At 72.5% G+C, this 19,103-nt stretch carries 19 protein-coding genes; 11 read left to right on the forward strand and 8 right to left on the reverse strand.

Annotated features, from left to right (window positions below):
- Positions 1 to 139 precede the first annotated feature (139 nt).
- Positions 140 to 1,867, forward strand: coding sequence for an ABC-F family ATP-binding cassette domain-containing protein (locus ACFWJO_RS00910; RefSeq protein ID WP_386862693.1), 1,728 nt, complete (start codon positions 140 to 142; stop codon positions 1,865 to 1,867).
- Here the strand turns inward: ACFWJO_RS00910 and ACFWJO_RS00915 are convergent.
- Positions 1,864 to 2,328: an ATP-binding protein gene (locus tag ACFWJO_RS00915; RefSeq protein WP_386862694.1), complete on the reverse strand. Its 465-nt coding sequence runs from the start codon at positions 2,326 to 2,328 to the stop codon at positions 1,864 to 1,866. The two genes, ACFWJO_RS00910 and ACFWJO_RS00915, sit on opposite strands and share 4 nt — an antisense overlap.
- 191 nt (positions 2,329 to 2,519) lie before the next feature.
- Between ACFWJO_RS00915 and ACFWJO_RS00920 the strand changes: the two genes are divergently transcribed.
- From ACFWJO_RS00920 to ACFWJO_RS00930, 3 genes are all read left to right on the forward strand, one after another.
- Complete coding sequence (locus ACFWJO_RS00920; protein ID WP_386862695.1) at positions 2,520 to 3,371, forward strand: helix-turn-helix domain-containing protein; 852 nt, start codon at positions 2,520 to 2,522, stop codon at positions 3,369 to 3,371.
- Between the two features lie 11 nt (positions 3,372 to 3,382).
- Positions 3,383 to 3,601 (forward strand): hypothetical protein, encoded by a 219-nt coding sequence (locus tag ACFWJO_RS00925; protein ID WP_386862696.1) that lies wholly within the window; start codon positions 3,383 to 3,385, stop codon positions 3,599 to 3,601.
- Positions 3,602 to 3,830: 229 nt separating this feature from the next.
- The gene (locus ACFWJO_RS00930) at positions 3,831 to 4,805 is read left to right on the forward strand and encodes an acyl-ACP desaturase (RefSeq protein WP_386862697.1); all 975 of its coding nucleotides are present in this window, start codon (positions 3,831 to 3,833) and stop codon (positions 4,803 to 4,805) included.
- A 197-nt stretch (positions 4,806 to 5,002) separates the two neighbouring features.
- On the opposite strand, the gene ACFWJO_RS00935 is transcribed toward ACFWJO_RS00930, so the two are convergent.
- Positions 5,003 to 5,269 (reverse strand): WhiB family transcriptional regulator, encoded by a 267-nt coding sequence (locus ACFWJO_RS00935; RefSeq protein ID WP_384412355.1) that lies wholly within the window; start codon positions 5,267 to 5,269, stop codon positions 5,003 to 5,005.
- 317 nt (positions 5,270 to 5,586) lie between these two features.
- Between ACFWJO_RS00935 and ACFWJO_RS00940 the strand changes: the two genes are divergently transcribed.
- Positions 5,587 to 6,309, forward strand: a complete 723-nt coding sequence (locus ACFWJO_RS00940) for an IclR family transcriptional regulator (protein WP_386862840.1) — start codon at positions 5,587 to 5,589, stop codon at positions 6,307 to 6,309.
- A gap of 61 nt (positions 6,310 to 6,370) precedes the next feature.
- A complete protein-coding gene (locus ACFWJO_RS00945) occupies positions 6,371 to 7,036 on the forward strand; it encodes a TetR/AcrR family transcriptional regulator (protein ID WP_386862698.1) in 666 nt (221 codons plus the stop codon).
- Between the two features lie 47 nt (positions 7,037 to 7,083).
- Here the strand turns inward: ACFWJO_RS00945 and ACFWJO_RS00950 are convergent, their stop codons facing one another.
- Both ACFWJO_RS00950 and ligD read right to left on the reverse strand, forming a co-directional pair.
- Positions 7,084 to 7,956 carry an alpha/beta hydrolase gene (locus ACFWJO_RS00950; protein ID WP_386862699.1) on the reverse strand — a complete coding sequence of 291 codons (873 nt, stop codon included), beginning with the start codon at positions 7,954 to 7,956 and terminating at the stop codon, positions 7,084 to 7,086.
- A 112-nt stretch (positions 7,957 to 8,068) separates the two neighbouring features.
- Positions 8,069 to 9,085 carry a non-homologous end-joining DNA ligase gene (gene ligD / locus ACFWJO_RS00955; RefSeq protein WP_386862700.1) on the reverse strand — a complete coding sequence of 339 codons (1,017 nt, stop codon included), beginning with the start codon at positions 9,083 to 9,085 and terminating at the stop codon, positions 8,069 to 8,071.
- Between the two features lie 74 nt (positions 9,086 to 9,159).
- On the opposite strand from ligD, the gene ACFWJO_RS00960 reads away from it, so the two are divergent.
- From ACFWJO_RS00960 to ACFWJO_RS00970, 3 genes are all read left to right on the forward strand, one after another.
- Positions 9,160 to 10,218: an ATP-dependent DNA ligase gene (locus tag ACFWJO_RS00960; RefSeq protein WP_386862701.1), complete on the forward strand. Its 1,059-nt coding sequence runs from the start codon at positions 9,160 to 9,162 to the stop codon at positions 10,216 to 10,218.
- 342 nt (positions 10,219 to 10,560) lie between these two features.
- The gene (locus tag ACFWJO_RS00965) at positions 10,561 to 10,815 is read left to right on the forward strand and encodes a hypothetical protein (RefSeq protein ID WP_384412459.1); all 255 of its coding nucleotides are present in this window, start codon (positions 10,561 to 10,563) and stop codon (positions 10,813 to 10,815) included.
- Positions 10,816 to 11,004: 189 nt separating this feature from the next.
- Entirely contained in the window at positions 11,005 to 13,098 is a 2,094-nt protein-coding gene (locus ACFWJO_RS00970) for an MDR family MFS transporter (protein ID WP_386862702.1), read from the forward strand.
- A gap of 73 nt (positions 13,099 to 13,171) precedes the next feature.
- Here the strand turns inward: ACFWJO_RS00970 and ACFWJO_RS00975 are convergent, their stop codons facing one another.
- The 3 genes from ACFWJO_RS00975 to ACFWJO_RS00985 all read right to left on the reverse strand — a co-directional run bounded on the left by ACFWJO_RS00975 (position 13,172) and on the right by ACFWJO_RS00985 (position 14,876).
- Positions 13,172 to 13,723 (reverse strand): YchJ family protein, encoded by a 552-nt coding sequence (locus ACFWJO_RS00975; RefSeq protein WP_386862703.1) that lies wholly within the window; start codon positions 13,721 to 13,723, stop codon positions 13,172 to 13,174.
- Between the two features lie 113 nt (positions 13,724 to 13,836).
- Positions 13,837 to 14,430 carry a GNAT family N-acetyltransferase gene (locus ACFWJO_RS00980; protein ID WP_386862704.1) on the reverse strand — a complete coding sequence of 198 codons (594 nt, stop codon included), beginning with the start codon at positions 14,428 to 14,430 and terminating at the stop codon, positions 13,837 to 13,839.
- 59 nt (positions 14,431 to 14,489) lie between these two features.
- A complete protein-coding gene (locus tag ACFWJO_RS00985; protein WP_386862705.1) occupies positions 14,490 to 14,876 on the reverse strand; it encodes a VOC family protein in 387 nt (128 codons plus the stop codon).
- Positions 14,877 to 14,893: 17 nt separating this feature from the next.
- On the opposite strand from ACFWJO_RS00985, the gene ACFWJO_RS00990 reads away from it, so the two are divergent.
- Entirely contained in the window at positions 14,894 to 16,237 is a 1,344-nt protein-coding gene (locus tag ACFWJO_RS00990; protein WP_386862706.1) for a 6-phospho-beta-glucosidase, read from the forward strand.
- Positions 16,238 to 16,295: 58 nt separating this feature from the next.
- Positions 16,296 to 18,194 (forward strand): M64 family metallopeptidase, encoded by a 1,899-nt coding sequence (locus tag ACFWJO_RS00995; RefSeq protein WP_386862707.1) that lies wholly within the window; start codon positions 16,296 to 16,298, stop codon positions 18,192 to 18,194.
- Positions 18,195 to 18,264: 70 nt separating this feature from the next.
- Here ACFWJO_RS00995 and ACFWJO_RS01000 read toward each other — a convergent pair whose 3' ends face one another.
- Complete coding sequence (locus ACFWJO_RS01000) at positions 18,265 to 19,089, reverse strand: SAM-dependent methyltransferase (protein WP_386862708.1); 825 nt, start codon at positions 19,087 to 19,089, stop codon at positions 18,265 to 18,267.
- Positions 19,090 to 19,103 lie beyond the last annotated feature (14 nt).

Genomic DNA, 19,103 nt, shown 5'->3' on the forward strand with positions numbered 1-19,103 from the left:
CCTCGGCGTACGAGCGCTGCCCCGTACCGGTCCTCCCCGGCCGTCCTTACCGGCCCCTTCCGGACCGATCCGGCTTCCGCCCGCGTCCCGGTGTCTCACGCGTTGCCCCTGACCACGCATCGCAACCCGGGAGGCTTCCATGGCGACCCGCCCCACCTTCATCACCTGTACGTCCCTGTCCTTCTCCTGGCCCGACGGGACCGCCGTCCTCGACGACTTCCGGCTGGCGGTCGGCCCCGGCCGGACCGGCCTGGTCGGTCTCAACGGCTCCGGCAAGTCGACCCTGCTCAAGCTGATCGCCGGCGAGCTCACGCCCTCGGCCGGCACCGTCCGCATCGCCGGCGAGGTGGGTTACCTCCCGCAGAACCTGGTCCTGAACACCGGGCTGCGGGTCGACCAGGTCCTCGGCATCGACACGACCCGGGCCGCCCTCCACGCCATCGAGTCGGGCGACACCGCCGAGGAACACTTCGCGGCGGTCGGCGACGACTGGGACGTGGAGGAGCGGGCGCTGGCCGTGCTCGACCAGCTCGGTCTCGGGCACATCGGCCTCGACCGCACGATCGGCGAGATCTCGGGCGGCGAGTCCGTGCTGCTGCGGCTCGCCGCGCTGCTGCTCGCCCGGCCCGAGGTGCTGCTGCTCGACGAGCCGACCAACAACCTGGACCTGCACGCGCGGCGCCGGCTCTACGAGGCGGTGGACGCCTGGTCGGGAGTCCTGGTCGTGGTCAGTCACGACCGTGAACTCCTGGAGCGGGTCGACCAGATCGCGGACCTCCGGGAGGGCGAGGTCACCTGGTACGGCGGTGCCTGGTCGGACTACCGGGCCGCGCTCGCGGCCGAACAGGAGGCCGCCGAGCGGATGGTCCGGGTCGCCGAGGCCGACGTCCAGCGCCAGAAGCGCGAACTCCAGGAGGCGCACGCCAAGTTGGCCCGGCGCAGGCGCTACGCGCAGAAGAGTTACGAGAACAAGGTCGTCCCGAAGATCGTCGCCAACAACCGCCGGGCGGCGGCCGAGGTGTCGTCGGGCAAGCACCGCGCCCTGCACGCCGACCGGCTGGCCGAGGCGCGCTCGCGCCTCGACGCGGCCGTGGAGGCGGTACGGGACGACGACGAGATCCGCATCGAGCTGCCGCGCACCACGGTGCACCCGGGGCGGGACGTGCTGCTGCTGCGCGACCTGGAGCTGCCGTACGGGGCGCGGGTCGGCGGGGAGTTCGAGCTGCGGGGGCCCGAGCGGGTGGCACTCCTCGGCCGGAACGGGGCCGGGAAGACGACCTTGCTGCGCACGATCGCGGGTGAGCTCGCGCCGGTCGCGGGCGAGGCCGCGGTACGGGTTCCGATGCGCTTCCTGCCGCAGCGTCTCGACGTGCTGGACGACGAGCGGAGCGTGGTGGAGAACGTCGCCCGGTTCGCGCCGGGGGCCACGGTCAACGAGATCAGGGCGCGGCTCGCCCGGTTCCTGTTCCGGGGCGCCCGGGCCGACCGGCCGGCGGGGACGCTGTCGGGCGGCGAGCGGTTCCGCGCGACGCTGGCCGCGCTGCTCCTCGCCGAACCCGCTCCGCAGCTGCTGCTGCTCGACGAGCCGACGAACAACCTGGACCTGGCGTCGGTGCGCAGCCTGACCTCCGCGCTCGACGCCTACGATGGGGCGCTGGTCGTGGTGAGCCACGACGTGCCGTTCCTGGAGTCGCTGGGGATCACCCGCTGGCTGCGGCTCGACGGTGAGCTGCGGCCGACGACGGCCGAGGCCGTGCGGGTGGAGGATCCGTCGGCGTACGCCCCTCGGGAGGAGGACTCGGGGGACGCGGATCCTCGGACCGCGTTGCCGCCGGCGGCGATCACCCGCGTGGGGTCACACCGCTAGCGGTGGAGCAGGGCCCAGGACTTGGTGCCGCCGCCCGGCGTGAGGACGGGGGCGAGGCCCCAGTCGCCGCCGTGCTCCCCGACCGCCGCGGCCAGCAGCCACATGCTGCGGCTGCGGCGGTCGCGGCATTCCTCGGCGGCGGCGGGTGTGTCGTGCGCCGGGTGCTGGTCGTACAGCACGATGCGCAGCGCTTCGTACTGCCAGCGCACCCGCAGGATCATCTCGTGGTCGGGAGTGAAGCGGTACGCGGCGGAGACCAGCTCCGAGGCGGCCAGCACGGCGGTGTCGACGAGTTCGGCGAGGCCGTGGCGGGTCAGCAGGGTCCGGACGTTCTCGCGGGCGAGTCCGGCACAGTAGGCGCCTCCGGGTAAGAGGATCGAATAGCTGAGGTTCTCGGTGGCGGGAGGTACGGGTCCGGCCGCGGCTCGAGCGGCCGGAAGGCAACGCAATGCGCCCTTCATCAGGTTCTGCTCACATTTCCTGTGGTGTGGGGGTGCTCACAGCCGAAAGCGATAGCCCCGTGTGAGACTGGCGCTACCGACCGTAGCGTAGAACCGGAGCACAGTGCTACTACTTGCCAGTACTCGCTGGCACTTATGCGGTTCCGGCCATTTCTCCGGGATTCACCCGGAGCCGAAGGGGGAGATCGACCGTGCCACCCAGGAGCACCCCGACCGCGCGCCAGCAGCGCCTCGGGCAGGAACTGCGCAAGCTGCGCGAGCAGTCCGGCATGTCCGTCCAGCAGGCCGCGGCCCTCCTGGGCGTCGACCGGACCCGCATTCCGCACATCGAGTCCGGCCGCTTCGGCATCAGTCCCGAGCGGGTCCGCACCCTGGCCTTCAACTACGGCTGCCCGGACGCCGGTCTGGTCGACCTCCTCGCCGCCATGGCCCAGGAGCGGGACCGCGGCTGGTGGGAGCAGCACCGCGGACTGCTGCCGCCCGCCCTGCTCGACATCGCCGAACTCGAATTCCACGCGCAGGAGTTGGTCACCTCGGTGACCACGCACATCCCCGGGCTGCTGCAGACCGAGGAGCACGCGCGGGCGGTGTTCGACACCGCCGTGCCCTCACTGCCGGAGCGGGACCTGGAAGCCCGGCTGGCACTGCGGCTGCGCCGCCAGGACGTGCTCGACCGCGACCGGCCGACGCGGTACGAGGCGGTGATCCACGAGGCCGCGCTGCGCATGCGGTTCGGCGGCCCGAAGGTCGCGCGGGACCAGCTGGAGCACATCCTGGAGCGCTCGGAGCGGGAGACGATCACCGTGCGGGTCATCCCGTTCACCGCGGGCGGTTTCCCCGGGGCCGGCCAGTCGTTCACCTATGCGTCCGCGCCCGTCCCGCAGCTCGACACCGTGCAGCTCGACTCCTCCCACGGCTCGATACTGCTCGACACGGACATGCAACTGCGCCGCTATCGCGGCCTGTTGGAGCGGCTGCGCGGACTCGCGCTGCCGCGGTCCGCCTCCCGCGACCTCATCCGCACCATCGCCCAGGACCTGTGAGGGACCTCCACATGAACGCCACCCACGACACCGCCGCGCCCCGGGACATCACCTGGAACGAGGCGTTCTGCAGCGAGGGCGCCAACTGCTTCCGCTTCGGCCTCGACGGCACGGGCCGCGCCTACATCGGCTCGACGCTGACCCCCGACGCGTACGTCACCGACTCCGTCGAGGCGCTGCGGGCCCTGATCTCCGCCGTGAAGGCGGGGGCCGCCGACCATCTGCTCTGAGTAGCCGCCCGGGCACCCCGGCGCGGCCGGACCGGGGGCGCACCGGCGCGTGACCTGGGTCTCCCGCGCCCCCGGCACGCGCCGCGTGACCCGGTCACATAACCGAACGTAACCGGACATCGCCGAGACGGGCTTGGCCGCCGCCTTATGGGGCCTTTAACCTACGGTCTCGTAACCTACGAATCCGTAGGTAGTTCCGTATGCCCTTCTCCGCCCCCAGGAGTTCCCCGTGACGCTCACTTCTCCCCACCTCGGCAGCTCGACAGGGTGGACCGACGCGCGGCTCCTTTACGCCCTGGAAGAGGTCGTGGAGAAGGAGCTCGAGCGGCACCTGAAGGTCACCAAGGACTGGATGCCGCACGAGTACGTGCCCTGGTCCGACGGCCGGAACTTCCCCGGCTTCTTCGAGGACGGCGAGGCCTGGGACCGCTCTCAGTCGAAGGTCACCGACGTCGGCCGGATCGCGCTCGTGGTGAACCTGCTCACCGAGGACAACCTCCCGAGCTACCACCACGAGATCGCCACCCTCTTCGGCCGGGACGGCGCCTGGGGCACCTGGGTGCACCGCTGGACCGCGGAGGAGGGCCGGCACGGCATCGTCATGCGCGACTACCTGCTGGCCTCGCGCGCGGTGGACCCGGACGAGCTGGAACGTTTCCGCATGGCACACATGAGCGAGGGATTCGAGTCCGACAACCGGCACTCGATGCTGCACTCGGTCGCGTACGTGGCCTTCCAGGAGCTCGCCACCCGCATCTCCCACCGCAACACCGGCCACCAGTCCGGCGACCCGGTGTGCGACCGGATGCTCGCCCGCATCGCGCTGGACGAGAACCTGCACATGATCTTCTACCGCAACCTGCTGGGAGCGGCCTTCGAGATCGCCCCGGACCTCACCATGCAGGCGGTGCGGGACGTGGTCGTCGGCTTCCGGATGCCCGGCCACGGCATGCCCGGCTTCGAGCGCGCGGCGGCCCAGATGGCGATCGGCGAGATCTACAACCTGCGCATCCACCACGACGACGTGCTCCAGCCGGTCCTCCGCTTCCTCAAGGTCCTCCAGATCGAGGGCCTCGGCCCGGACGGGCTGCGCGCCCAGGAGGAGCTGGGCCTGTACATGAACGGCCTGGACAGCGAGGCGCGCAAGTTCGACGAGCGACTGGCGGCACGCAAGGCGCGGATGGCGGCCCGGGCCTCGGGCTGAACCGGCCGGGCGCCGTCGCCGGCGGCGGGCGAGGCCAGGGGCGGCCGGGACACCTGAGCGAGGGGCGGACTTCCGCCGTGCCGGGGTACCGAGCGGGGCGCTGGAGCCCGGCTGTGCCGGGGTACCAAGCGGGGCGCCGGAGCCAGGCTCTGCCGGGGTACCAAGCGGAGCGCCGGAGCCCGGCTGTGCCGGGGCGGTCAGCCCCGGCGACGCTTGAGCCGGATCCGCTCCTTCTCCGAGAGCCCGCCCCACACGCCGAAGCGCTCGTCGTGCGCCAGCGCGTACTCCAGGCAGGCGACACGCCCCTCGCAGGCCCCGCACAGCAGCTTGGCCTCACGGGTCGAGGAGCCGGGCGCCGGGAAGAAGAACTCCGGCCCGGCCTGGGCGCACAGCGCGTCCTGCTGCCAGGAGAGGTCGTCGGCCAGGAGGGTCTGCGGGGCTGAGGGCATGGTGTCGGTCTGCATGGGAACCAGGCTGGTCCGGCGCCCTAAACGCGCCATCAACGTCCGATCAACGTGCTTCGCGAAAGCCGTCAACACGGCGCGCCGGGGCGCCCAGGCCGCCGTTTTCGGCCATTTCCCCTCCCGCCCGCCGACCTCGCTCACCGTCGTCGAGCTCGCCCGACGGCCCGCCGACGTCCCCATCGGCTCCCACCGCGTGGGACGGCTCGTGAACGGTGTGTTTCCGGCGCCGGATCCCGGCCGGACGCCCTCCCGTCATGTGGCAGCGTGACGTCATGACCGCCCAGGCCCAGCCCGCCCCCGCGTCCCTGTCCGCCTCCGTGCCGGCGCCGGCCCCCGCCGGGCCGCCCGCGGGGGCGCAGGCCGTCCGCCGGGCCCTGGACGTCCTGCACTGTTTCCACGACAACGGCCCCGACCCGACCGCGTCCGACCTCGCGCGCCGGCTCGGTCTGTCGACGTCCACCGCGCACCGGCTGGCCAGGACCCTGCTCGCGGCCGGTTTCCTGGAGCAGGACGCGCGCACCGCGCGCTACCGGCTCGGCCCGGCCGTCACGGAGCTCGGCCGGCTGTCGTACCACCAGCGCGGACTGCACCTGGCCGCCCCCGAGCTGCGCGACCTCTCCGAACGCACCGGGACCACCGCGGCGCTGGCCCTGCGCAGCGGGGCCCACGCGGTGATCGTGGCGGGCGGCACGGTCACGCCGAAGGCGGGCCTGCGGCGCCCGCTACGCTCGACGGCGCCCGGCAGGGTCCTGCTCGCCTGGCCCGGGGACGGTGAACCCGCTCCGCCGGACGGCGAGTCGGCGCTCGTACGGGAGCGCGGCCACGCCCTGGACGACGATCCGTGCCGGGGCGTGCGCACCCTCGCCGTGCCCGTCCTCGACCGCTCGGACCGCGCGCGCTTCGCGCTGGCGCTGTGGGCCGCTCCTCCGGCGCTCTCCGGCACCCGGCTCGACCGCCTGCTTCCCCAGGTACGGGCCTGCGCCAGGGCCTTGGAGGTGCTGCTGCTCCCGCCCGGCGAGCGGCGGGTCCCGGAGGCGTAGGACCGGCGCGCACCGGGCCGGACAACTGTCCGCACGGTCGTGCGGACAGTACGATGGGTGCATGACAGGCAGCACGAAGACGGACGGGCGCGTCGAGCGCGGCAACCAGACCCGGCGGCTCGTCCTGGGCCGCACGATGGACATCGCGTCCGTCGAGGGCCTGGAGGGACTGTCGCTCGGGCGGATCGCCACCGAGCTGAAGCTGAGCAAGAGCGGGGTCTTCGCACTGTTCGGCTCCAAGGAGGAGCTCCAGCTCGCGACGGTCCGGGCGGCCACCGCCGTCTTCGCACGCCAGGTCGTCACGCCGCTGGCGGACCTGCCGCCGGGCCCCGGCCGGGTGTGGGCGCTGTGCCGGAACTGGCTGGCGTACTCCTCCGAGCGGGTGTTCCAGGGCGGCTGCTTCTTCTACGCGGTCTCCGCGGAGTACGACGCGCGGACGGGCCCGGTGCACGACGCCGTCGCGCAGGCCCGCCGCGACTGGGTCGCGTACGTGGAGCGGGCCGTGGAGGAGGGCCGGGCCGCGGGCGGCTTCGTCGAGGACGTCGACGCGCCGCAGCTCGCGTTCGAGATCATCGCCCTCATGGAGTCGGCCAACGCCCAGTCCGTACTCCTCGGCGACCCCTCCGCCTACGCGCGGGCCGAGCGGGGAATCGCCCGGCGGCTGCGCGCCGAGGCGACCGACCGGGCACGGGCCGAGATCGACGCCCCGGCGGCCCCGAAGGACTGAAAGGACGGAAGGACAGAAAAGACGGAAAGGGTACTGGCCGCGTCACTTCAGCGGGCGGCGACCGCCTTCTGCCGCTCGGCCGTCACGAACTCGACCGTCTGCGCGACGATCTGAGGGTCGCTCAGAATCCTTCGGTGGCCGAGGCCTCGGGTGACGACCAGGCGAGCACGCTCGCCGTGCGCCTCGGCGAGGACGTGCGCGTGCGGGAGCGGCACCATCTCGTCGGCCTCGTCATGGAAGAGCAGCACGGGCACGTCGAGGTCCTCAGGGCGCCACGCGGCCTCCAGGTGCTCCCAGATGCCCGGCTCTCCTGGGGCGAGCCGGCGCTCGACATGGCGGCGCATCGCCCCCATCGCGCGCTCGCCCATCCCGAAGGCGCCCCGGAACCAGGCGGTGAGCATCGCGAACGAGCCCACTCCCGAGATCCCGACGAAGCGCCCGGCGCGCACCCCGTCGCGCAGTGCGAAGAGGGCCGCGCTGACACCGAAGGAATGCGCGACGACGGCGTCGAAGTCGCCGTACAGAGCGTGCAGTTCACGGATGATCGCACGGTACTCGACGATGTTGCTGGCCCGGCCCGGCGCGTCGCCGTGGCCGGGCGCGTCGAAGGCGACGGGGCTGTAGCCCCGGTCGAGCAGGGCCTCGGCGAAGGCGGCGAGGCGCGAGGCGCGCGAGGACCAGCCGTGGACCAGCAGCACGGGCCGCCGCCCGTCTCCCCACGCGTAGGTGACCGCCTCCTTCTCGCCGACGCGGATCCGGCCGACCCGGGCGGCGGCCATGAGCGGCTCCTCGGCAGGTTTGACGCGGGCGCGGCCGGCGGGCCGGACGAAGAGGTGGAAGACGGCCCGCCCGGCGAGGGCGGGAGCGATGTACGCGGCGGTGTTCAGCGTCGTGCGGACCAGCAGGGCCTTCGGAAACATGCCGGATCTCCTCGGTCGTCCTCGATACGAGAAAATATTAGCACGACCGTTCGTGTTGTTTTTGGGTGCGAGTACGGCCCCGCCGAGCGGAGGCCACCCGGTGCCCCGCCGGCTACTCCTTCTTCGCCCGGCTCGGCTGCACCCGCTTCGGTTCGCCCGGCATCTTCGGGTACTCCGGCGGATAGGGCAGATCACCGAGCCCGTGGTCGGCCTCGTCCCTGCGGGCGAGTTCGAGCAGCGACTCCAGGCTGAAGCGCTGGTCGTCCATGTCCCCGTGCACGTCCCCGAGTTCGGCGTACCGGCCCGGCATCGAGCGGATGTCGAAGTCCCGCGGCACGGCGTCGTCGACCTCCTCCCAGCGCAGTGGCGCCGAGACGGGCGCGTGCGGCCGGGGACGGACGGAGTAGGCGGAGGCGATGGTGCGGTCGCGGGCGGTCTGGTTGTAGTCGAGGAAGATCCGCTCGCCGCGCTCCTCCTTCCACCACTTGATGGTGACCCGGTCCGGCATCCGCCGCTCCAGCTCCCGGCCGCAGGCGATGGCGGCCCGTCTCACCTGGGTGAACGTCCACTCGGGCAGGATCGGCACGAAGACGTGGAGGCCTCGCCCGCCAGAGGTCTTGGGCCAGCCGCGCAGCCCGTGCTCGTCCAGGACGGCACGCAGTTCGTGGGCGGCGCGGACGGCATCGGCGTAGTCGGTGCCGGGCTGGGGGTCGAGGTCGAGGCGCAGTTCGTCGGGGTGGTCGGTGTCCTCACGGCGTACCGGCCAGGGATGGAAGGTGACGGCGCCGAGATTGGCCGCCCACAGCACGGCGGCCGGTTCGGTGGGGCACATCTCGTCGGCCGAGCGGCCGCTGGGGAAGGTGATGTGGGCCGTCGGGATCCAGTCCGGCAGGTACTTGGGCGCGCGCTTCTGGAAGAAGGACTCGCCCGTCACGCCGTCCGGATAGCGCTCCAGGGTCGTGGGCCGGTCGCGGAGCGCGCGGGTGATGCCGTCGCCGACCGCCAGGTAGTAGGAGACCATGTCGAGCTTGGTGTAACCGGTCTCGGGGAAGTACACCTTGTCCGGATTGGACACCTTCACGGTCCGGTCACCGACCTCGAGCTCCACCGCTGCCGCCTTGCCTGCCATGCCGGTCAGCCTAGGTCGGCCTCACATGACGCGCATATCGGGACGAATCACCACAGGACTCCTAGACTCGCGCCATGGACCTGCCGGTGATGCCGCCCGTGAAACCGATGCTGGCGAAGGCCGTCAAGAAGATCCCGCCCGGCATGCAGTACGAGGCCAAGTGGGACGGCTTCCGCGCCCTGGTGCACCGTGACGGCGCGGAGGTCTTCATCGGCAGCCGCACGGGCAAGCCGCTGACCCGCTACTTCCCCGAGCTGGTCGACGCGTTCCTCGCCCGTCTTCCGGAACGCTGTGTCGTCGACGGCGAGATCGTCATCGAGCACGGCGGCCGGCTCGACTTCGACCGGCTCACCGAGCGGATCCACCCGGCCGACTCGCGGGTGCGGATGCTGGCGGAGACGACGCCCGCCCGGTTCGTGGCCTTCGACCTGCTCGCCCTCGGCGACGAGGCCTTCCTGGACACCCCGCTCACCGAGCGGCGCACGCACCTGGAGACGGCGCTCGCCGGTGTCACTCCCCCGGTCCACGTCGCACCCGCCACGACGGACGCGGAACTGGCCGCGAGCTGGTTCGAGCAGTACGAGGGCGCCGGCCTCGACGGCGTGATCGCCAAGCCCCTCGACCTGCCGTACCGCCCGGACGAACGCCTCATGTACAAGATCAAGCACGAGCGCACGGCCGACGTCGTCGTGGCCGGATACCGGTTCCACAAGAGCGGGCCCGTGGTCGGCTCCCTGCTGCTCGGCCTGTACGACGACCGCGGCGCCCTCCAGCACGTCGGCGTGTGCGCGGCCTTCACCGCCAGGCGCCGCGCCGAGCTGATCGAGGAGCTGGCCCCGCTGGTCATGGACCCGCCCTCGAAACATCCGTGGGCCGCCTGGGCGGACGCGGCGGCGCACGAGGCCTCGCGGCTGCCGGGCGCGCCCAGTCGCTGGTCAGGGAAGAAGGACCTGTCCTGGGTGGCGCTGCGGCCCGAGCGGGTCTGCGAGGTGGGTTACGACCACATGGAGGGCGACCGCTTCCGGCACACGGCCCAGTTCAAGCGCTGGCGCCCGGACCGGACGCCGGAGTCCTGCGGCTACGGGCAGTTGGAGGAGCCGGTCTCGTACGACCTCGGCGAGATCCTCTCGTAGCTCCGCTCGTGGTTCCGCGGCCTCCTCCCGGGCCGTACGGAGATCGTTCCGCCTCGGGTCCGACGTGAGATGCCCCACACCAGGTTTGGCGGCAACGGCCATTTCCCGCCCTCTCGTTCGACGGACTGACGCTCGACCGGACCGGGGGACCCGGTCGCACCTGCGGGAACGTCCGGCGGACCGGCGGGGCCTCCCGCACGCCTCGCCGAGGGCGGGCCGCGGGTGTTGCCCGGCGGTGACGGGGCCTGCATCGAACCGGCACCCCCATCCGGTACGTATGGAAGTACGTACGGACGAGAGAAACCCTCTCGCCGCCCTCGAGCCCCACAAGGACCGACCGTGATCGCCTCGCCCTCGACCCTCGTCCCCGTACCGATCCCCGACCGCGTCGCCGCGCTGATCGGATCCTGCCTGCCGCTGCACGTGCTCCAGGCCGAGGTCGACGCCGACTGCGCGGCGCGCGAGGTCTACCGCTTCCGGGGACCGCTGTGCGCGGAGGACCGGGCGGACCGGGAGCACGCGCTGGCCGCGCTCGCCCGGGCCAACAAGATCCTGGCCAAGCACCACCCGAAGCTGCCGGTGCGCCCGGACTGCTGACGCGGCGACCGACGGGCACGCGACCGCAGGGCCGCGCACCACGCGGCACCCGGCCCGCACCGCACAGCACGGCCGGGCACGACACCGCACGGCCGCGCACCGCACCGCACCGCACCGCACCGCACCGCACCACACCGGTTCGGGCGTACCCCACATGCGGGACACCGCCACCGGTGTGACCCTGCGAGAGTGACCACCACCAGCGAAGCAGCGCCCGCGCCCGCCGCCGCCGAGCCGCCGGTGCTCGACAGCCGCCGTCGCAACATCGTCTTCGGCACGATCATGCTCGGCGTCCTCCTCGCCGCGCTCGACCAGACGATCGTGGGCACCGCCCTGCCGACGATCGTGTCGGACCTCGGCGGCGCCGCCCACATGTCCTGGGTGGTCACCTCGTACCTGCTCGCGGAGACCGTCGCGACCGTCCTCGTCGGCAAGTTCGGCGACCTGTTCGGCCGCAAGGTCGTCTTCCAGATCTCGGCGGTCGTCTTCATCACCGGCTCGTTCCTGTGCGGTCTCGCGACCAACATGACGCTGCTCATCGTGTGGCGCGGTCTGCAGGGCATCGGTGCCGGCGGTCTGATGGTCACCTCGATGGCGCTGATCGCCGACGTGATCCCGCTGCGCGAACGCGGCAAGTACCAGGGCGCGATCGGCGCCGTGTTCGGCGTGTCGACCGTCATCGGACCCCTGCTCGGCGGCCTGTTCACCGACCATCTGAGCTGGCGCTGGGCGTTCTACGTGAACGTGCCGATCGCGATCCTGGTCGTGATCGCGGCCGCCCGCACGATCCCCTCCGTACGGTCCGCGAGCCGTCCGGTCATCGACTACATGGGCATCGCGCTGGTCGCCGTCGGCTCCAGCGCGCTGATCCTGGCGACGAGTTGGGGAGGCAACGAGTACGCGTGGGGCTCCGGCGTCATCATCGGCCTCTTCGCCGGCGGGCTGCTCGCCCTCGCGGCCTTCTGCTGGGTGGAGACCCGGGCGGCCGAACCCATGCTGCCCATGCGGCTGTTCCGCAACCCGGTCTTCACCGTGTGCTCGGTGCTCAGCTTCGTCGTGGGCTTCGCGATGCTCGGGGCGATGACCTTCCTGCCGACGTACCTGCAGTACGTGGACGGGGACTCGGCGACGATCTCCGGCATCCGCACGCTGCCGATGGTCGTGGGCCTGCTCATCGCGTCGATCTTCAGCGGCAACGTCGTCAGCAAGACCGGCCGGTACCGGATCTTCCCGATCCTCGGCTGCCTGGTGATGGGCCTCGGTCTCTACCTGCTGTCGCTGATGGGCCCGGACACCAGCACGTGGCTGGAGTCGCTGTACATGTTCGTGCTCGGCGTCGGCATCGGCCTGTGCATGCAGGTGCTCACCATCGCCGTGCAGAACACCGTCGACTACGCGGACCTCGGCACCGCCACCTCGGGCGTCACCTTCTTCCGTACGCTCGGCAGCTCCTTCGGCACCGCCGTCTTCGGCACCATCTACGCCAACTCCCTCAAGCCCAACCTCGCGGAGGGCGTCGGCGAGGCCTCGAAGGTCGCTGCGGGCCTCGGGCTGAACCCGGCGGCCCTGCCCGGCGCCGCGCAGAGCCCGGCCGGGGTCCACGGGCTGCCCGACCGGGTGGCGGAGCCCATCGTGCAGGCCTACGCGGACACGCTGCACACCGTCTTCCTGTGGACCGTGCCGGTGGCGGCGGTGGGCTTCGTCGTGGCGCTGTTCCTGAAGCAGGTGACGCTCCGCGACACGGCCCGCGCTTCCGCGCCCGACATGGGCGACGGCTTCGCCTCGCCCACCGCCACCGGCGACTCGGCCAAGTTGCTCGAACTCTCCGTCGGCCGGATCATCCGCAGGACCGACCTGGACACCGCCCGGCGGATCGTCGACGCCTCCGACACCCGGCTCGACATCGCGGGCGCGTGGGCGGTCATGCAGGTGGAGCTGTTCACCCGGCTGGTCGGCCACGCCAGCCTGGGGCTGATCTCGGCGGGGCGGCGGGTCCCGCCGGAGGTGCTGCTGCCGGTCTTCGACCGGATGGTCGACGAGGGCTTCCTCACCCGGCACGGCAACCTGCTGTCGCACACCCCCGCCGGCAAGCGGGAGGCCGACGTCATCACCAAGGCGTGGGGCGACTGGCTCAGCGACCGCATCGAGCAGGAGCGCGGCCGGCCCAGCGGCCCCGAGCTGCGGGCGGCGACGGACGCCATCGCGAAGAAGCTGATCGCGGAGGACCTGGCGCAGGGCCTGCCGCGGAGCGAGCGGGAGCCGGTGGGAGCGGTGGCCCGGTGAGCGGCGCTCCGGGAGGCAGAGCCGGTGAAGCCCGCCGGCTCCGCGGGTCCCGCGGCCCCGTCGCGGCCGCGGATCAGTCGAGGAAGTCGCCGTCCACGTACACCCACGCACCTTCGTGCCGGGTGAACCGGCTGCGTTCGTGGAGCGCGCCCGGCGCGCCGGCGTGCGTGAAGCGGGCCCGGAAGGTCACGGTGCCGCGCTGGTGGAAGGCCGTGCCGTCGCCGGTCTCCTCGATCTCCAGCCCCGTCCACCGCAGCTCCGGGTCGAAGTCGACGTCGGCGGGCCGGGTCTCCGGTGCCCAGGTGCGCAGCAGGTAGGGCTCGTCGCGGACGACGAACGCGCTGTAGCGGGAGCGCATGAGCAGTTCGGCGGTGGGCGCGGTCTCCGGCCCGGCGTGGAAGCGGCCGCAGCACGCGCCGTAGGCCGCCGGCAGTCCGCACGGGCACGGCGAGTCGGCGGTGACGGCCGGCACGGCGGCGGTCCGCGGACGGCCGGAGGAGGCCGACCCGGTCGTACGGCCGGAGGAGGCCGACCCGGTCGTACGGCCGGAAGCGGCGGAACCGGCCGGGCGGGCGGTGCGTGCGGAGCCGGAGGGGCGGGCGGGGCGGGCCTTGCGTCGGGACATGTGCCCATTGTCGCGTGCCCGCCGCCGCCCGCCCCACCGAGGTGCCGGGACCGCCCGGGGTGCCGGGACGGCCCTGGGTGCCGGGACCGGTGATGCCGGTTCCGGCGCGGGGATCAGCGCGGGTCGCGCCACATCCCCCACAGCACCGGGCCGCCGCCCGGCAGCGCGAACTCCTCGCGCACGGTGAAGCCGAAGTGCTCGTACACCGGGAGGTTGGCGGCCTTGGAGGACTCCAGGTAGACCGCCTGTCCCGCCGCGTCGGCCTGGGCGAGGCCGGAGCGGAGCAGCGCGGCGCCCTGCCCCTTGCCCTGGGCGGCGGGCGCGGCGCCGATGAGGGCGAGCGACCAGTGGGGTTCGCTCGGCGTGTGCTCGGCGGCCGTCTCGACGGCCTCCTTGAAGAGGCCGGCCCGGTCGCCCAGGATGCCGATGAGCTCCTGGATGGTGTCCGCGTCGGGCACCGCCTTCTCCTGCGCCTCCGTGGGCACCCAGAAGGCGGCCGCGGCGTCGGTGCGCTCGCACACGCCGTTGAGCAGGTACTGGCGGGTGAAGAGGGTCGAGAAGTAGCGGCCGAGGGTGGCCTCGCGGGAGGCGTCCTCGGGGAAGAACCAGCGCATCATCGGGTCGTCGTCGAAGGCCAGGGCCAGCGTGTGGCTGATGTCCCCGGCGTCCTCGATCACTGCCTTCTTGGGCATGCTCGTGTTCGCCATGCGGACATTCTGCACACAAGTGATCTTGAAGGATCAGCGGGGGTCCGGCCACCGCGAGCTCACGGCCGGTACCGCAGCGGGTGGTCCGCCGGGACCTCCACCACGGCGATCCGTACGCCGTCCGGGTCGGCGAGCCACATCTCGACGAGGCCCCAGGGTTCGGTGACCGGCTCGCGCAGCACCGTCACGTCCTTGCCGCGCAGTTCCTCGTGGGCCGCGTGGACGTCCGCGACCTGGAGCCAGAGCCGGATCCCGGGCTCCGGCGGCGGGGCGGCGGCGCGGCCGGAGAGTTCGAGGAAGCCGCCGCCGAGGAAGTAGACGGTGCCGCGGTCGGGGCCGGTGCCGAACTCGCGGTAGACGGCGAGGCCGAGGGTCTCGCCGTAGAAGCGCCGGGAGCGCTCGGGATCGGTCGGGCGGAGCAGAATCCTGCTGCTCAGTACCTGCATCCGAGTAGCGTACGGGCATGAGACTGACGATTCTCGGAGGCGGCGGATTCCGGGTGCCGCTGGTGTACGGCGCCCTGCTCGGTGACCACGCCGAGGGGCGGGTCACCCATGTCACGCTGTTCGATCCGGACGCGGCGCGGCTGTCGGCGATCGCCCGGGTGCTCGCCGAGCAGGGCGAGGGCGTGGCGGACGCGCCGGTGGTGACCGCGACGACCGATCTCGACGAGGCGCTGCGCGGGGCGGACTTCGTGTTCTCGGCCATCCGGGTGGGCGGGCTCGCGGGCCGGGCCGCCGACGAGCGGATCGCGCTGGCGGAGGGCGTGCTCGGCCAGGAGACGGTGGGCGCGGGCGGCATCGCGTACGGGCTGCGGACGCTGCCCGTGGTGACGCACGTCGCGCGCCGGATCGCCGAACTCGCCCCGGACGCCTGGGTCATCAACTTCACCAATCCGGCGGGGATGGTCACCGAGGCGATGTCGCGGATCCTCGGCGACCGGGTGGTCGGCATCTGCGACTCGCCGGTGGGTCTGGGCCGCCGGGTGGCGCGGGTGCTCGGCGCGGCGCCGGACGAGGCGTGGATCGACTACGTGGGCCTCAACCACCTGGGCTGGCTGCGCGGGTTGAAGGTCGGCGGACATGACATACTGCCGCGGCTCTTCGAGGACGACGCGCTGCTCGGCTCGTTCGAGGAGGGCAGGCTCTTCGGGACGGAGTGGCTGCGCTCGCTCGGCGCGGTCCCCAACGAGTACCTGCACTACTACTACTTCAACCGCGAGGCGGTCCGCGCCTACCGCGAGGCGGAGCGGACCCGCGGGGCCTATCTGCTCGACCAGCAGGCCGGTTTCTACGAGGAGATGGGCAAGCCGGACACTCCGCCCCTGGACACCTGGCACCGGGTCCTCGCCGACCGCGAGGCGACCTACATGGCGCACAACCGGGAGGCGGCCGGGGTCGGCGAGCGCGACGAGGCGGACCTGGAGTCGGGCGGCTACGAGAAGGTGGCGCTGGCCCTGATGCGGGCCATCGCGCGCAACGAGCGGGCCACGCTGATCCTCAACGTCCGCAACCGGCACACCCTTTCGGTGCTCGACGCAGACGCGGTGATCGAGGTGCCGTGCTTCGTCGACGCGGCCGGCGCCCATCCGGTGTCCGTGGATCCGCTGCCGTACCACGCGGTGGGTCTGGTCACGGCGGTGAAGGCGGTGGAGCGCGAGGTGCTGGCCGCCGCGGAGAGCGGTTCGCGGGAGACGGCGGTGAAGGCCTTCGCGCTGCACCCGCTGGTCGACTCGGTGACGGTGGCCCGCCGGCTGGTCGACGGATACACGGCCGAGCACGCGGGGCTTGCGTATCTGCGTCGCTGACATGGACGGCTGACGAACATCTTTACGGGGTCGGGGGCGCGGCCTAGGCTCGCGCCCCATGACTTCACTGCGACGCAGGGGTGTGCGAAGAGGAGTTGCCCGGCTCGCCGCGGCCTGTCTGCTGGCCGCGGGTCTGGTGAGCACGGGATCCTCGGCCGTCGGCAGTACGGCGGCCGGCGAGGTGACCGGGGCGGCGGTCGTTCCGGTCCAGACGACCGGGCCGGCGGACAAGCGGTTCAACCTGGTGCTCATGGGCGACGGCTACACGGCCGCGGAGCTGCCCCGGTTCCGGGCGGACGTGGAGCGGCACCTGAGCATGCTGTGGAGCATCGAGCCGTTCGCCTCGTACCGCTCGTACATCAACGTGTGGGCGGTGGAGCTGCCGTCGAACGAGTCGGGCGTGGACTGCGATCCGTCTCTGGACGCCCCGGCCCGTGACACCGCCCTCGACATGGGCTTCTGGGGCGGCTGCAATCCGGACAGCGTGCAGCGTCTCCTCACGGTGGACGGCCGCAAGGCCGCCGCGGCCGCCGACCTGGTGCCGGGCACGAGCAGCGCCAACCGGCAGATCGTGGCCCTCGCGAACAGCTCCACCTACGGTGGCGCTGGCGGCAGTTACGCGACCGCGTCCGGCGGCAACGCGCTCTCGGCGCTCATCACCCCGCACGAGATAGGCCATTCCCTGGGCAACCTGCAGGACGAGTACGACTACTACGCGCGCGGGGTGCCGGGCGGCGCCTACGGCGGCGGTGAACCGTCCTCCGTCCACCACACGCTCCTGACGGAGCAGCAGATGCGGGACCAGCGGGCCAAGTGGTGGCGCTGGCTGGGCGAGGAGAGCGAGTCCGGTGGGGTCATCGGCCGCCACGAGGGCGGCCTGTACAGCACGAAGGGCGTGTGGCGGCCGAGCCGGCACTCGATCATGAAGACCCTCGGCTACGCCTTCGACCAGGTCGAGCGCGAGGTGATGGTGCGGGCGATCTCCGCGAAGGTGAACCTGGTGCAGGACCACACGCCCACCGAGCGGCCGCTCGGGGCGGACCGCACGGTGTGGGTGGACACGCTGCACCCGGTGGGCGGTGAACTGGCCGTGGAATGGCGGCTCGACGGCCGTCCGCTGACGACGGGCGGCGCCCGTACGGTCGACCTGCGCACCCTGGGCCTCTCCCCCGGGCGTACGTACGCGCTGACGGCGACGGTCACCGATCCCACGCCGTTCGTCCGCGACCCGACGGTGCGCGGCTCGGCGGCCCTGACCCGTACGGTGAGCTGGACGGTGAACCCGGCGCTCGGCACGCCCGAGGACACCACGCCCGTGGCGTTCACCGGCCACACGGCGACCACGGCTCCCGTGGGCGCCCGTTCGGTGGTGTACGCCGACACGACCCATCCCGCCCGCCAGGTGCCGGCCGTGACCTGGTCGCTGGACGGCCGGCCGGTGTCCAACCCGGGCAACGACCGTGATCTGGACCTGCGTTCACTGCGCCTGGCCCCCGGCACGCACTCCCTGACAGCCCGGATAGCCGGCACGGAGCGGGAGTTGAGGTGGACGGTCGACGCGCTGGCCGCCTCCGTGTCGTACGAGCTGTCGCCGCCGCTGCGCACGGTCCGGCGGCCGGGGCAGCCCGTGGAGTACGTCTACGACGGCCCGTTCACCATGCGGCTGACCGCCCGGGACGACCAGGACGGCGCCGTGGTGAGCCAGTTCCGGGTGGACGGCGACGGCTGGTACACGTACTACGGCTGGCCGACGGACGCCGGCGCCCCGTTCCTCTTCTCGCCCTCGGGCACGGTGATCGACGACCTCGTGTACGGCAAGCTGGGCCGGAGCCGCGCGGTGCCGTGGGACGACGCCACCCCGGACTACGGCACCCACACGGTCGAGTACCGCACGGTCGACGCCGCCGGGAACGTCGGCCGGGCGCAGCGCTTCCTGGTGACGCTGGTCCAGCCGTAGGAGGTGTCTCGACGAGGGAGGCCCCCGCCGGTGCGCCGGCGGGGGCCTCCCTCGTCGTACGGGTGACGGGTCAGCGCTTGCGGCCGACCGCCGCCCAGCCGGGGATCGGTTCGTCGCCCTGGACCGGCACGGGCTCGCCCAGCTCCGGGTGCCACTCGGCGGTCAGGGACACGCCCGGCTCGACGAGTTCGAGGCCGTCGAAGAAGGCCGCCAGCTCCTCGCGCGAGCGCGGGCGCAGGGTCAGGCCGCGCGCCTTGTACATGGCGGCGGCCTTCGCCGCGCCCTCGGGGTCGAAGTCCCCGGTGACGTGCGAGAGGACGAGGTAGCTGCCCGGGGCGAGCTTGTCGACGATCTTGGCGACCAGGTCGTAGGCGCCGTCCTCGTCGCCCACGAAGTGCAGGAGGGCGAGCATCGACAGGGCGATGGGCCGGTCGAAATCAAGGACCTTTCCGGCCCTTTCGAGGATGACCTCGGGGTCGCGGGCGTCCGCCTGGATGTACTCGGTGGCCCCTTCCGGGGTCGAGCGCAGCAGCGCGGCGGCGTGCGCGAGCACGATCGGGTCGTTGTCGCAGTAGACGATCCGGGACTCCGGCGCCGCCTCCTGCGCGATCTGGTGCAGGTTGGGCTCGGTCGGGATCCCGGTGCCGACGTCCAGGTACTGGCGTACGCCGTGGGCGCTGAGCCAGCGGATGGCGCGGTGCATGAAGGCCCGGTTGACGCGGGCCATGTCCCGGCCCCGGGCGTCGACGGTGAGGAGCTGACGGGCCATCTCCTCGTCCACCGGGTAGTTGTCCTTGCCGCCCAGGAACCAGTCGTACATGCGCGCGGGGTGCGGCTTGCTGGTGTCGATGCGTATCTCGCCGCGCGGGGACGCGGCGGGTTCCTGGCTGGTCATCGGCTCTCCTCGGC

The sequence above is a fragment of the Streptomyces sp. NPDC127092 genome, assembly GCF_042722475.1.
Lineage (GTDB): Bacteria > Actinomycetota > Actinomycetes > Streptomycetales > Streptomycetaceae > Streptomyces.

Bases quoted from the DNA above. Each gene is read 5' to 3' on its own strand.
- ACFWJO_RS00910 (WP_386862693.1), top strand. From the start codon at position 140: ATGGCGACCCGCCCCACCTTCATCACCTGTACGTCCCTGTCCTTCTCC.
- ACFWJO_RS00915 (WP_386862694.1), bottom strand. From the start codon at position 2,328: ATGAAGGGCGCATTGCGTTGCCTTCCGGCCGCTCGAGCCGCGGCCGGA.
- ACFWJO_RS00925 (WP_386862696.1), top strand. From the start codon at position 3,383: ATGAACGCCACCCACGACACCGCCGCGCCCCGGGACATCACCTGGAAC.
- ACFWJO_RS00935 (WP_384412355.1), bottom strand. From the start codon at position 5,269: ATGCAGACCGACACCATGCCCTCAGCCCCGCAGACCCTCCTGGCCGAC.
- ACFWJO_RS00945 (WP_386862698.1), top strand. From the start codon at position 6,371: ATGACAGGCAGCACGAAGACGGACGGGCGCGTCGAGCGCGGCAACCAG.
- ACFWJO_RS00950 (WP_386862699.1), bottom strand. From the start codon at position 7,956: ATGTTTCCGAAGGCCCTGCTGGTCCGCACGACGCTGAACACCGCCGCG.
- ligD (WP_386862700.1), bottom strand. From the start codon at position 9,085: ATGGCAGGCAAGGCGGCAGCGGTGGAGCTCGAGGTCGGTGACCGGACC.
- ACFWJO_RS00960 (WP_386862701.1), top strand. From the start codon at position 9,160: ATGGACCTGCCGGTGATGCCGCCCGTGAAACCGATGCTGGCGAAGGCC.
- ACFWJO_RS00975 (WP_386862703.1), bottom strand. From the start codon at position 13,723: ATGTCCCGACGCAAGGCCCGCCCCGCCCGCCCCTCCGGCTCCGCACGC.
- ACFWJO_RS00980 (WP_386862704.1), bottom strand. From the start codon at position 14,430: ATGGCGAACACGAGCATGCCCAAGAAGGCAGTGATCGAGGACGCCGGG.
- ACFWJO_RS00985 (WP_386862705.1), bottom strand. From the start codon at position 14,876: ATGCAGGTACTGAGCAGCAGGATTCTGCTCCGCCCGACCGATCCCGAG.
- ACFWJO_RS00990 (WP_386862706.1), top strand. From the start codon at position 14,894: ATGAGACTGACGATTCTCGGAGGCGGCGGATTCCGGGTGCCGCTGGTG.
- ACFWJO_RS00995 (WP_386862707.1), top strand. From the start codon at position 16,296: ATGACTTCACTGCGACGCAGGGGTGTGCGAAGAGGAGTTGCCCGGCTC.
- ACFWJO_RS01000 (WP_386862708.1), bottom strand. From the start codon at position 19,089: ATGACCAGCCAGGAACCCGCCGCGTCCCCGCGCGGCGAGATACGCATC.